Origin of the sequence: Pseudoalteromonas sp. HL-AS2, assembly GCF_031198805.1 — a bacterium.
Taxonomy (GTDB): Bacteria; Pseudomonadota; Gammaproteobacteria; order Enterobacterales; family Alteromonadaceae; genus Pseudoalteromonas; species Pseudoalteromonas nigrifaciens.
The window spans coordinates 2,916,384-2,928,868 of sequence record NZ_CP133571.1; the positions used below are offsets into that span (position 1 = coordinate 2,916,384).

Genomic DNA, 12,485 nt, shown 5'->3' on the forward strand with positions numbered 1-12,485 from the left:
CATTGGAGTGTGAATGTATCTTTTTGAAGGTCTTAAAAAGAAAATCTCAGAATACTTGCCAGCCGCCGACGTTGAGCTGGTGCAAAAAGCCTATGTGGTAGCCCGAGAGGCCCATGAAGGACAAACTCGTTCAAGTGGCGAGCCCTACATAACTCATCCTGTTGAAGTAAGCCAAATTCTTGCAAGTATGCATCTTGACCATGAAACACTTATGGCTGCGTTGATGCATGATGTTATTGAAGATACTAATTTTAGCCAGCAAGACTTAGCTGAAATTTTTGGTGATACTGTTGCTGAATTAGTTGAAGGGGTAAGTAAGCTCGATAAACTTAGCTTTAAAGATAAAAAAGAATTCCAAGCTGAGAATTACCGCAAAATGATTATGGCAATGACCCAAGATATTCGGGTTATTTTAATCAAGCTTGCCGATCGTACGCACAATATGCGCACATTAGGCTCACTACGCCCTGATAAGCGCCGCCGTATTGCCCGCGAAACATTAGAAATTTATGCGCCAATAGCCAATCGTTTAGGTATTCATGATATTAAAAATGAGCTAGAAGACTTAGGTTTTCAGGCTTTATATCCGATGCGTCATCGTGCACTTAAATCTGAAGTAGCTAAAGCGCGAGGTAATCGCAAGGAAGTTATTTCTAACATTCAAAACGAAATAGAAATGCGTCTTGAGCAATCAGGAATAAAGGCAACTGTGTCTGGCCGCGAAAAGCATATTTATAGCATTTATAAAAAAATGCTTAATAAAGAGCTGCTATTTAATGAAGTAATGGATATTTATGCGTTTAGAATCGCGGTTGAATCTATGGATATCTGTTATCGCGTTTTAGGCGTAGCGCATAATTTATATAAACCAATTGAAACACGCTTTAAAGATTATATTGCCGTGCCAAAAACAAATGGCTACCAGTCTTTACATACCTCTTTGGTGGGTCCGCATGGGATTCCGGTTGAAATTCAGATCCGTACCCATGACATGGATCATATGGCAGATAAAGGGGTCGCTGCACATTGGATGTATAAAAAAGCAAATGATGGTGGCGCTGGAAGTACTGCACAGCAACGTGCACGCCAATGGATGCAAAGCCTATTAGAGTTACAGCAAAGCGCTGGCTCGTCATTTGAGTTTGTTGAAAATGTAAAAACTGAATTATTCCCTGAAGAAATTTACGTATTTACACCTGATGGTCGTATTATTGAGCTACCTATGGGCGCAACAGCGGTTGATTTTGCTTATGCGGTACATACTGACGTGGGCCACACTTGTGTTGGCGCACGTGTTAATCGCAAACCTTACCCGTTGAGTAAACCAATTGATACAGGGCAAACGATAGAAATAATTACCAGCTCTGGCGCTCACCCTAATGCAACTTGGCTAAACTTTATTGTTACAGGTAAAGCGCGCTTAGGGGTTCGTAATTACCTTAAAAGCCAGCATCACGAAGAAGCACTCCTTTTAGGCCGACGTTTACTCGATTCTGCATTGGGCGAAAGTAAGCTCGACAGTATTGCCCAAGAAAATATCGACAGAGTACTTAAAGAGCATGAGCTCACTACAGTACAAGCGTTATTAGTTGAGATTGGTTCTGGAAATTTAATGAGTATGCTAATTGCAAAGCGTTTATTGCAAAACGAGGATGGTGATGTAGCCAATATTGCCAAGCAAGCTAAGGCAACCATTATTGGTACTGAAGGTATGCTGGTTAACTATTCTAAATGCTGCCGCCCTGTTCCTGGTGATGCTATTACTGCACACATCAGCCAAGGTAAAGGACTAACAGTTCATCGCCAAGAATGTAAAAACATTCGTGGGTGGGAAAATGATCGCTCTAAATACTTAGTGGTTAAATGGGATGACAACCCTGAAAAAGAATATATTGCGGCTTTACGTGTTGAAATTATTAACCACCAAGGTGCACTCGCTAAGTTAACTAATGTGGTTGCGACAACACAAGCTAATATTGTAGAAATTGCCACCGATGAAAAAGAAAGTAATTTATACGTGATAGATTTAGGGATTACCGTTAAAAACCGTATCCATGTTGCTAATATTATGCGTCGCATTCGTGTGATGCCTGATGTGCAAAAGGTCTATCGTAAAAAGTAAAATAGGAAACACATGAATAAAGCATTTATCTCTACCGACAAAGCACCTGCTGCAATTGGCACTTATAGCCAAGCAGTTAAAGTAGGCACTGCTGTTTATTTATCTGGTCAAATACCCTTAGTACCTGAGACGATGGAAGTCATATCAGAAGACTTTGCGCAGCAAACACACCAAGTATTTAAAAATATTGCTGCGGTATGTGAAGAAGCAGGTGGTCAAATTCAAGACTTAGTAAAAGTGAATATTTACCTTACCGACTTATCTAACTTTGCAATAGTTAACGAAGTAATGAGCCAATACTTTAAAAAACCATACCCTGCCCGTGCAGCTATTGGTGTAAGAGCTTTACCTAAAAATGTACAAGTTGAAATTGATGGAATTATGGAGTTACCTTCAACTAACTAATTTATTCTAAGAGCTATAGCCAAAGCTATAGCTCTTATTCTGCTACTTCCTGCGCATTATTACCCTCAATTCTTGACTCAAAAGTAAATTTCTAGCACTCTATTATTCTGTCATATAAACAAACTTAACTTTGATAGTAAAAAGGATTAACTCGTGTTTAAGCTTGCTCATAATGGAAATGTATTACTTGATATCGGTAAGCACTCGCCCCCTTCAGCCGCTTTTATAATTGAAGCACTAGAAGAGTCGAATTTTTGTGATTGTAAAATAGATTATGACTCTATAAATAACTTTTTTAAAAGTAAAAACCCTGAGCCTATCTTAGTAGTAGCAACTAAACACGATGCAATATTAAGCGTGACTATTAGTGATGACAAAATGCTCGCTATTGGCGAATTAACACTAGCTCAAGGCGGTAATGTTCTTAGTTTAGATGATGCAAAAATGCAGCTGGTAAAAGCGCGAGTAGCAAGAGGTTATAAACAAGCTTTTTTAGAAAAACTCCTGCAAAAACAATTTGAAATGCCTGCCGGAAGCTCAACTAAAGGCATTTTGGCTAAAGGCAGATTACCTATTGATGGCCAAGATACTAAATTTAATACTTTAGTAAAAACCCTTAAAGATCGTCTAAAAACACCAAAACTAAAAGATGATGGCAGTGTTGATATGCGCGACTTTGGTAAATTAGCCAGTGTAAGCCCCGGCGAAACACTTATTCGCCAGCAACCAGCCACGCCAGGTAAAGAAGGGTTTAATGTACTTGGCGACTTACTCCCAGCTAAATCAGGCGAGATACTTTCTTTAGTTTCTGGTGAAGGCACTGAAATATCAAAATCTAACCCACTTGAACTTGTCTCTACTATTGCTGGTGTACCGGTTGAAATAAATAATGGCATGCGTGTTGATGATATTTTTACCATATCGGAAGTTACAGTAAAAAGTGGTCATATTGATTTTAATGGCAGCGTTATTGTTAGTGGCAACATTGAGCCAGGTATGCGAGTAAAGGCTAAAGGCGATATTACTATTTTTGGTACTGTTGAGTCTGCACAGTTAACAGCCGATGGTAACATTACCGTAAAACAAGGGATTATTGGCCATTATAAACCTGAAGATAAATCACTCTCTTGCACGCTCAACTGCAAAGGTGACATCTATATTTCACATGCACAATATAGCTACCTTGAAGCAACTAATATACTCATTGAACGCCAAGCAAGTCACTGCTCAATAAAGGCTGTTAATCTACTACAAGTTGGTCAAGCAGAGCTCCCCAAGGGTAGACTGTTTGGCGGAGAAGTGCTAAATGCAACAACCCTTATTGCTGGGGAAATAGGCAATGAATCGGGGGCAAAAATGGTCATTAACTTAGCTGCATCGGGGGCCGAAATCACTGCTGATACCGATAATTGCTTTCAAGACTTAGCAAATACCGATAAACAACTTGATACCTTACAAGCCGCATTAGAAAAAGCCGATTTACTTAAGGATATAGAAAAAAAGAATATGCTTATTGGGAAAATTGGCGCGACTCAACAGCATTACTGCCAACAAGCCGAGCAGTTAGAAAAGCGCTTATCAAACCTAGAAAATAATTTACATGATTTATTGAATAATGCCAATTTAGCAGTTAACAGTGTTTTACATTCAGGTGTAGTGATACATATTTTTGATAAAGTACTCAAAACAACGCGAACTTATCCTCCGTGTAGTGTAAAGCTACAAAATAATAAAATTGAGGTAGAATTTAAAACGCATTAAAAATGAGTGCTTTTGAAGCACTCATTAAATCAACCTACTTAACTAAGGGGCTATTTAAATTTGTTAAATTGCCCAAGCAGTTATGCTAATTGGCCTTATTATTTATAACAAGCCATCAAATGTAGCATGAGTTTGTTGCGGCCATGCACTCACTTGTACTTGGCCAATATGTGGTTTTTGTAATAACAACATAACAAGACGAGATTGACCAATACCACCACCAATTGTTTGCGGAAATTTATTTTGTATTAATGCCTTATGCCAATCAAACTCTAAACGGTCTTCGTCACTCGTCATACTTAATTGTTTTTGCAACACATCTGGACTAACGCGGATCCCCATAGAAGATAGCTCAAATGCGTCTTCTAATAATGGGTTCCACACTAAAATATCACCATTTAATCCTGCGTATTTGTCACAGGTTGGCGTTGACCAGTCATCGTAGTCTGGTGCTCTTACATCATGAATTTTACCATCACTCAATTTACCACCAATGCCAATTAAAAATACCGCCCCGTACTCTTGTGCAATCGCTTTTTCTCGTTGCTTAGCACTAAAATCTGGGTACATTTCTCGCAGCTCTTCGCTATGTACAAATGTAATACTGCTTGGCAAAAATGGCGTAATACCAAATTTATCGCTAACAAATTGTTCCGTTTTTTTAATACCGGTATAGATTGCTTCAACTGTTTGTTTAAGTATCGTTAGTGTGCGCTCGCTATCTTGGCAAATTACCTTTTCCCAATCCCATTGATCAACATATACTGAGTGAATAGGACTCAACGAGTCTTCATCTGGGCGTAACGCCTTCATTTGTGTATAAATGCCTTCACCATGAGAAAAGCTATGATCTCCTAATGTTTTACGTTTCCACTTTGCAAGTGAGTGCACTACTTCGTAACGGCTATCTGGAATAGCTTTTATATTTACAGCTACCGCATTTTCATGGCCACTTAAGTTGTCTTGAGTGCCATCGCCCACTCGAGCAAGTATAGGAGCTTGTACTTCTATTAATCCTAATTGCTGCTCTAGTTGCTGTGAAAAAAAATGCTTAACTTGACTTATTTGCTGCTGCTGCTGCACATAAAGTGAACTCATAATAATTGGCCTCATTCCCAGTTATTGTACTTTCGTAACTCATTGCGTCTTAAATAACGCTTCAATATGGTTATCGTAACAATTTAATTATTTAATTCAATAACCCACAATAAAAATAGCTTTAATATATTAAAAGCATCAATTAAATGCTATAAAACATTAAGATTCAATAATCAAAGAGTGTAAAGGTAATGGAAAATTATCAAATCGATAATCTCGATAAACAGATTCTGCATGCATTAATGGCCAATGCACGCACACCCTACGCAGAATTAGCAAAACGTTTTAATGTGAGTGCCGGCACAATTCATGTTCGTATTGAAAAAATGAAGCAAGCGGGGATCATCACAGGAACTCAGTTAACTATCAGCACCAAGCAGTTGGGCTATGACGTGTGCTGTTTTATTGGGATTAATTTAAATAGTGCACGCGACTATCCGCAAACCTTAATTAAACTAGAAGCACTAGAGGAAGTTGTTGAAGCTTATTACACCACAGGTAACTACAGTATTTTTATCAAAGTAATGACTCGCTCAATCGATCATCTGCAAGATGTACTGATAAATAAAATACAAGCAATTGAAGCTATCCAATCAACGGAAACTCTTATATCGCTACAAAACCCAATTAGCCGCACAGTAATGCCTTAACACTAAAAATCTCGTATAATTACTGAAAAAAGGATAATCATGCAGCAAACTCGCTATCAAAGAATCGCAGACGTACTTTCGCGCCGACAAACTGACCTAACAGTGTGTTTAGAGGACGTACATAAACACCATAATCTTTCCGCTATCGTAAGAAGTGCAGACGCAGTAGGTTGTCATCATGTGCATGCCGTATGGCCAGAAAACCAAAAGTGGCTTACTAATAATACCTCTGGTGGTAGTAAAAACTGGCTGGAAACACATTTACATAAAAATATTGACGATGCGGCAACAGCCATGCGTGCTCGTAATCCCGATATACAAATACTCGCGACTCACTTATCAACCGATGCCGTTGATTTTAGAGAAATAGACTATACTAAGCCAACCGCCATTATTGTCGGCCAAGAAAAAACAGGGATCTCAGAGCAAGCTTTAAAACACGCTGATCAAAACATTATTATACCCATGCAAGGGATGGTGCAATCACTTAATGTATCCGTTGCAGCTGCATTAATACTCTTTGAAGCTCAACGTCAGCGCGAACTTGCAGGCCTTTATAGTCGCAATATGCTGAGTGATGAAATTAAACATCCCATTTATTTTGAAGGGTGTCACCCTATTATTGCTCGGCAATGTAAGCTAAAAAAGCTTCCCTACCCACCACTCGATGAGCACGGTGAAATAGTGGCTGATGAACAGTTTTGGCAAGCTTTAAAACATGCTTGATGCCACGTCGCACTATAAGTACACTTAACTCACTTACAAATAATAAGATTTGAGCCCACCTTGTCTAAACCTAGCTTAAGCCAATACCCAATAACAGAACTCAAAGGCGTTGGCCCTAAAATGGCCGAGCGATTGCTAAAGCTAGGTATTTCTACAGTACAAGACATGCTGTTTCATTTACCTCTTCGCTATGAAGACCGCACCCGGCTTTATACTATAAACGAGCTTTCATTACACAGCCATGTAAGCGTGGAAGCAACAATTGAAACAAGCCAGATCACCTTTGGTAAAAGGCGCATGCTAGTTTGCCAAATAAACGATGGCACCGGCAGACTTACACTACGATTTTTTAATTTTACCGCGGCACAAAAAAATGCCCTCAGTGCAGGAAAAATAATACGTTGTTTTGGTGAAGTTCGCCGTGGCCGTGTAGGCTTTGAAATGAGTCATCCGGAATATAGCATAAGCGACACACCCAATGAGCAGCCTACGGCTACAACGCTTACTCCGGTTTACTCAACCACTGAAGGTTTAAAGCAATTATCAATTAGAGCACTTAGCGATCAAGCTATTAATCTATTGCAAAAATATTCAGTAGAGGAGTTGCTTCCAGCGCAATGGCAACCTTCTAATTTAGGGCTAAGTGATGCCTTACTATTATTACATCGCCCGCCTAACGACATAGACGTAATTGCACTTGAACAAGGTACTCATCCGGCTCAGCAGCGGCTCGTTTTTGAAGAGCTACTAGCGCAAAATCTCAGCTTGTTAAAAATACGCCAACAAGGGCAACAAGTTAAAGCTGTCAGCTTAAATCCTAACAACGCATTAGAAAGCCAATTTTTAGCGCAACTCCCTTTTGATCCAACCAATGCACAAAGTCGTGTAGTCACCGAAATTAAAGGTGATTTACAACAGCCTTACCCTATGATGCGTTTAGTACAAGGCGATGTTGGCTCAGGTAAAACATTAGTAGCAGCATTAAGTGCATTGACTGCTATAGCACAAGGTTTTCAGGCAGCTTTAATGGCTCCTACCGAAATTCTCTCCGAGCAGCATGGGATTAACTTTAATAACTGGTTTAACCAATTAGGTATTACAGTTGCCTGGCTTGGAGGTAAAACTAAAGGTAGAGAACGTGTAGCTACACTTGAAAAAATAGCCTCCGGTGAGGCGCAAATGATCGTCGGCACCCATGCGTTATTTCAAGACGAGGTGAAATTTCATAATCTCGTGCTTATTATTATCGATGAACAACATCGTTTTGGTGTTCATCAACGATTATCACTGCGTGAAAAAGGCCGCTTTGGCGACTGTTACCCACATCAACTAGTCATGACAGCAACACCTATACCTCGCACACTTGCAATGACCGCTTACGCCGATTTAGAGACCTCTGTAATAGATGAATTACCACCGGGTCGAACACCCATAACAACAGTGGCATTACCAGACACTCGTCGAGGCGATATTATCAAGCGCGTTAAATTAGCCTGCCATGAGCAAGGCAGGCAAGTTTATTGGGTATGCACGCTCATTGATGAATCAGAAGTGCTGCAATGCCAAGCCGCCGAAGATAGCGCGCAGCAATTAAAAGAAGCCTTACCAGAGCTAAACGTAAGCCTTATACATGGACGGATGAAAGCTGCAGAAAAACAAGCCATTATGAGTGAGTTTAAAGCTGGTAATATTCATGTTTTAGTCGCAACCACAGTCATTGAAGTAGGAGTGGATGTACCTAATGCCAGTTTGATTATTATAGAAAACCCTGAGCGTTTAGGTTTAGCACAATTACACCAACTACGTGGTCGAGTAGGGCGTGGAGCTACCGCTTCGCATTGTGTACTTTTATACCATGCACCTCTCTCACATACAGCACAAAAGCGTCTGGGCGTGTTAAGAGATAGTAACGATGGTTTTGTTATAGCTGAGCGAGACTTAGAGATCCGCGGCCCTGGTGAAGTGCTCGGCACTAAACAAACCGGTTTAGCTGAATTTAAAATTGCCGATCTAACCCGCGACAAACACACTTTAAATCAAGTCAGGCCAATAGCGCAGCAAATGCTAATACAGCACCCAAAACAAGTAGATGCACTTATAAGTAGATGGCTTGGTAATAAATCCAACTACGCACTAGCTTAAAACTGCGCTCTTTCACAATATCGAGATTATCCCTAGTACTTTCCAGCTTAAGTTTTACTTTTCTGCAGACGTAAAAAAGCCCGAATATTTTCAATCGGGCTTTCTCGATTTGGAGCCTGGCAATGTCGTGGTGCCCACAGCGGTGGAAAATCACAGTGCAAATGCACCACATTCATTGGCTAGTGGTGATGTTTTTATGATTTGAGTGTCGGGTGTCGCTACGCTCGCCCAACCTACGCGGGAGACTTGTGTACATTATTCACCCACATTTCACTTTTCTACAGACGTAAAAAAGCCCGACTATTTCTAGTCGGGCTTTCTACAATTTGGAGCCTGGCAATGTCCTACTTTCACATAGCAAATGCTACACTATCATCGGCGCTGTTTCGTTTCACTACTGAGTTCGGCATGGGGTCAGGTGGGTCCAAAACGCTATTGTTACCAAGCAAATTAGGGCGTTAATTCGTATCACTACAAATTAACTGAATTTGGAAAATATCTGATAATATTTTTTAAGTCTTTGCGTAAATATCTACTTTAGTCATATTAACTTCTTGCTTGAACTGTCACATAAAACGCGTTTGGCGTTGTATGGTTAAGCCTCACGGGTAATTAGTACAAGTTAGCTTAATGCCTCACAGCACTTCCACATCTTGCCTATCAACGTTGTAGTCTCCAACGGCCCTTCAGAGAGCTTATAGCTCTAGTGAGAAATCATCTCGAGGCCTGCTTCGCGCTTAGATGCTTTCAGCGCTTATCAGTTCCGAACGTAGCTACCGGGCAATGCCATTGGCATGACAACCCGAACACCAGCGGTTCGTTCACTCCGGTCCTCTCGTACTAGGAGCAACCCCTCTCAATTCTCAAACGCCCACGGCAGATAGGGACCGAACTGTCTCACGACGTTCTAAACCCAGCTCGCGTACCACTTTAAATGGCGAACAGCCATACCCTTGGGACCGACTTCAGCCCCAGGATGTGATGAGCCGACATCGAGGTGCCAAACACCGCCGTCGATATGAACTCTTGGGCGGTATCAGCCTGTTATCCCCGGAGTACCTTTTATCCGTTGAGCGATGGCCCTTCCATTCAGAACCACCGGATCACTATGACCTACTTTCGTACCTGCTCGACGTGTCTGTCTCGCAGTTAAGCTGGCTTCTACCATTACACTAACCGTACGATGTCCGACCGTACTTAGCCAACCTTCGTGCTCCTCCGTTACTCTTTAGGAGGAGACCGCCCCAGTCAAACTACCCACCAGGCACTGTCCGTAACCCCGATTCAGGGGCCAACGTTAGAACATCAAAACTACAAGGGTGGTATTTCAAGGTTGACTCCAACAAAACTAGCGTCTCATCTTCAAAGTCTCCCACCTATCCTACACATGTAGGTTCAATGTTCAGTGCCAAGCTGTAGTAAAGGTTCACGGGGTCTTTCCGTCTAGCCGCGGGTACACAGCATCTTCACTGCGATTTCAATTTCACTGAGTCTCGGGTGGAGACAGCGTGGCCATGGTTACACCATTCGTGCAGGTCGGAACTTACCCGACAAGGAATTTCGCTACCTTAGGACCGTTATAGTTACGGCCGCCGTTTACCGGGGCTTCGATCAAGAGCTTCTCCCTAAGGATAACCCCATCAATTAACCTTCCGGCACCGGGCAGGTGTCACACCGTATACGTCATCTTGCGATTTTGCACAGTGCTGTGTTTTTAATAAACAGTCCCAGCCACCTGGTCACTGCGGCTCCCGTCCGCTTAGAGAGCAAGTCTCATCACAGATAGGAGCGTACCTTCTCCCGAAGTTACGGTACGATTTTGCCTAGTTCCTTCACCCGAGTTCTCTCAAGCGCCTTAGTATTCTCTACCTGACCACCTGTGTCGGTTTGGGGTACGATTCCATATAATCTGAAGCTTAGAGGCTTTTCCTGGAAGTATGGCATCAGCAACTTCATCACCTTAGTGACTCGTCTCGTGTCTCAGGTTTAATGTTCGTCCGGATTTACCTAAACAAACGCCCTACTCACTTTCACATGGACTACCAACGCCATGCTTGCTTAGCCTGCTCCGTCCCCCCATCGCAATTATATCGAGTACAGAAATATTAATCTGTTTCCCATCGACTACGCCTTTCGGCCTCGCCTTAGGGGTCGACTTACCCTACCCTGATTAACATGGGATAGGAACCCTTGGTCTTCCGGCGTGGGAGTTTTTCACTCCCATTATCGTTACTCATGTCAGCATTCGCACTTCTGATACCTCCAGCATGCCTCCCGGCACACCTTCAACGGCTTACAGAACGCTCCCCTACCACTCATCCTAAGATGAATCCGCAGCTTCGGTGCATAGTTTAGCCCCGTTACATCTTCCGCGCAGACCGACTCGACCAGTGAGCTATTACGCTTTCTTTAAAGGATGGCTGCTTCTAAGCCAACCTCCTGGCTGTCTGGGCCTTTCCACATCGTTTCCCACTTAACTATGACTTTGGGACCTTAGCTGGCGGTCTGGGTTGTTTCCCTCTTCACGACGGACGTTAGCACCCGCCGTGTGTCTCCCGGATATTACTTTACGGTATTCGGAGTTTGCAAAGGGTTGGTAAGTCGGGATGACCCCCTAGCCTTAACAGTGCTCTACCCCCGTAAGTATTCGTCCGAGGCTCTACCTAAATAGATTTCGGGGAGAACCAGCTATCTCCCGGTTTGATTAGCCTTTCACTCCTAACCACAAGTCATCCCCTAACTTTTCAACGTTAGTGGGTTCGGTCCTCCAGTTGATGTTACTCAACCTTCAACCTGCTCATGGCTAGATCACCGGGTTTCGGGTCTATACCTTGCAACTATTCGCCCAGTTAAGACTCGGTTTCCCTACGGCTACCCTAATCGGTTAACCTCGCTACAAAATATAAGTCGCTGACCCATTATACAAAAGGTACGCAGTCACCCAACAAGTGGGCTCCTACTGCTTGTACGTACACGGTTTCAGGTTCTATTTCACTCCCCTCACAGGGGTTCTTTTCGCCTTTCCCTCACGGTACTGGTTCACTATCGGTCAGTTGGGAGTATTTAGCCTTAGATGATGGTCCACCTATATTCAGTCAAAGTTTCACGTGCTCCGACCTACTCGATTTCACTTAAAATGTCTTTTCATGTACGGGACTATCACCCTGTATCGTGGCGCTTTCCAGCAGCCTTCCATTAACACATAGTAAGCTTAAGGGCTGTTCCGATTTCGCTCGCCGCTACTTTCGGAATCTCGGTTGATTTCTTTTCCTACGGGTACTTAGATGTTTCAGTTCTCCGCGTTCGCCTCGTTAACCTATGTATTCAGTTAACGATACCTGCAAGCAGGTGGGTTTCCCCATTCGGAAATCCTAGTCTCAAGTGCTTTTTACTAGCTTGACTAGGCTTATCGCAAGTTAATACGTCCTTCATCGCCTCCAACTGCCAAGGCATCCACCGTGTACGCTTAGTCACTTAACCATACAACCCAAACGGGTCTTTGTTCTGTGACAGTTTAACTTCGCCAGAAGTCAATATTGAATACTAAAGTAGATACCAATCAATCAACTCAAAGAGTTAAT

Annotated in this window: 7 protein-coding genes and 2 rRNA genes; 6 read left to right on the forward strand and 3 right to left on the reverse strand. The window is 42.3% G+C overall.

What is annotated here, in order from left to right; all coding sequences use genetic code 11:
* Positions 1 to 13: 13 nt before the first annotated feature.
* From spoT to RB215_RS13540, 3 genes are all read left to right on the forward strand, one after another.
* Positions 14 to 2,122 (forward strand): bifunctional GTP diphosphokinase/guanosine-3',5'-bis pyrophosphate 3'-pyrophosphohydrolase, encoded by a 2,109-nt coding sequence (gene spoT, locus RB215_RS13530; protein WP_011329430.1) that lies wholly within the window; start codon positions 14 to 16, stop codon positions 2,120 to 2,122.
* A 12-nt stretch (positions 2,123 to 2,134) separates the two neighbouring features.
* Positions 2,135 to 2,527, forward strand: coding sequence for a RidA family protein (locus tag RB215_RS13535; RefSeq protein WP_011329431.1), 393 nt, complete (start codon positions 2,135 to 2,137; stop codon positions 2,525 to 2,527).
* Between the two features lie 153 nt (positions 2,528 to 2,680).
* The gene (locus RB215_RS13540) at positions 2,681 to 4,288 is read left to right on the forward strand and encodes a DUF342 domain-containing protein (protein ID WP_011329432.1); all 1,608 of its coding nucleotides are present in this window, start codon (positions 2,681 to 2,683) and stop codon (positions 4,286 to 4,288) included.
* Positions 4,289 to 4,390: 102 nt separating this feature from the next.
* Here RB215_RS13540 and asnA read toward each other — a convergent pair whose 3' ends face one another.
* A complete protein-coding gene (gene asnA / locus RB215_RS13545) occupies positions 4,391 to 5,386 on the reverse strand; it encodes an aspartate--ammonia ligase (protein ID WP_309216567.1) in 996 nt (331 codons plus the stop codon).
* 191 nt (positions 5,387 to 5,577) lie between these two features.
* Between asnA and asnC the strand changes: the two genes are divergently transcribed.
* From asnC to recG, 3 genes are read left to right on the forward strand one after another with little or no spacing between them, the layout of a single operon-like run.
* Entirely contained in the window at positions 5,578 to 6,036 is a 459-nt protein-coding gene (gene asnC / locus RB215_RS13550; protein WP_011329434.1) for a transcriptional regulator AsnC, read from the forward strand.
* Between the two features lie 39 nt (positions 6,037 to 6,075).
* Positions 6,076 to 6,762: a tRNA (guanosine(18)-2'-O)-methyltransferase TrmH gene (trmH, locus tag RB215_RS13555; RefSeq protein WP_011329435.1), complete on the forward strand. Its 687-nt coding sequence runs from the start codon at positions 6,076 to 6,078 to the stop codon at positions 6,760 to 6,762.
* Between the two features lie 60 nt (positions 6,763 to 6,822).
* The gene (recG, locus tag RB215_RS13560) at positions 6,823 to 8,904 is read left to right on the forward strand and encodes an ATP-dependent DNA helicase RecG (protein WP_182679188.1); all 2,082 of its coding nucleotides are present in this window, start codon (positions 6,823 to 6,825) and stop codon (positions 8,902 to 8,904) included.
* Positions 8,905 to 9,235: 331 nt separating this feature from the next.
* Here recG and rrf read toward each other — a convergent pair.
* Positions 9,236 to 9,350: ribosomal RNA gene (gene rrf, locus RB215_RS13565) — 5S ribosomal RNA — on the reverse strand.
* Between the two features lie 145 nt (positions 9,351 to 9,495).
* A 23S ribosomal RNA gene (locus RB215_RS13570) occupies positions 9,496 to 12,384 on the reverse strand.
* Between the last annotated feature and the right edge of the window lie 101 nt (positions 12,385 to 12,485).

Excerpts from the sequence above, each read along its gene's own strand:
- spoT (WP_011329430.1), top strand. The coding sequence starts at position 14 with ATGTATCTTTTTGAAGGTCTTAAAAAGAAAATCTCAGAATACTTGCCA.
- RB215_RS13535 (WP_011329431.1), top strand. The coding sequence starts at position 2,135 with ATGAATAAAGCATTTATCTCTACCGACAAAGCACCTGCTGCAATTGGC.
- trmH (WP_011329435.1), top strand. The coding sequence starts at position 6,076 with ATGCAGCAAACTCGCTATCAAAGAATCGCAGACGTACTTTCGCGCCGA.
- asnA (WP_309216567.1), bottom strand. The coding sequence starts at position 5,386 with ATGAGTTCACTTTATGTGCAGCAGCAGCAGCAAATAAGTCAAGTTAAG.
- asnC (WP_011329434.1), top strand. The coding sequence starts at position 5,578 with ATGGAAAATTATCAAATCGATAATCTCGATAAACAGATTCTGCATGCA.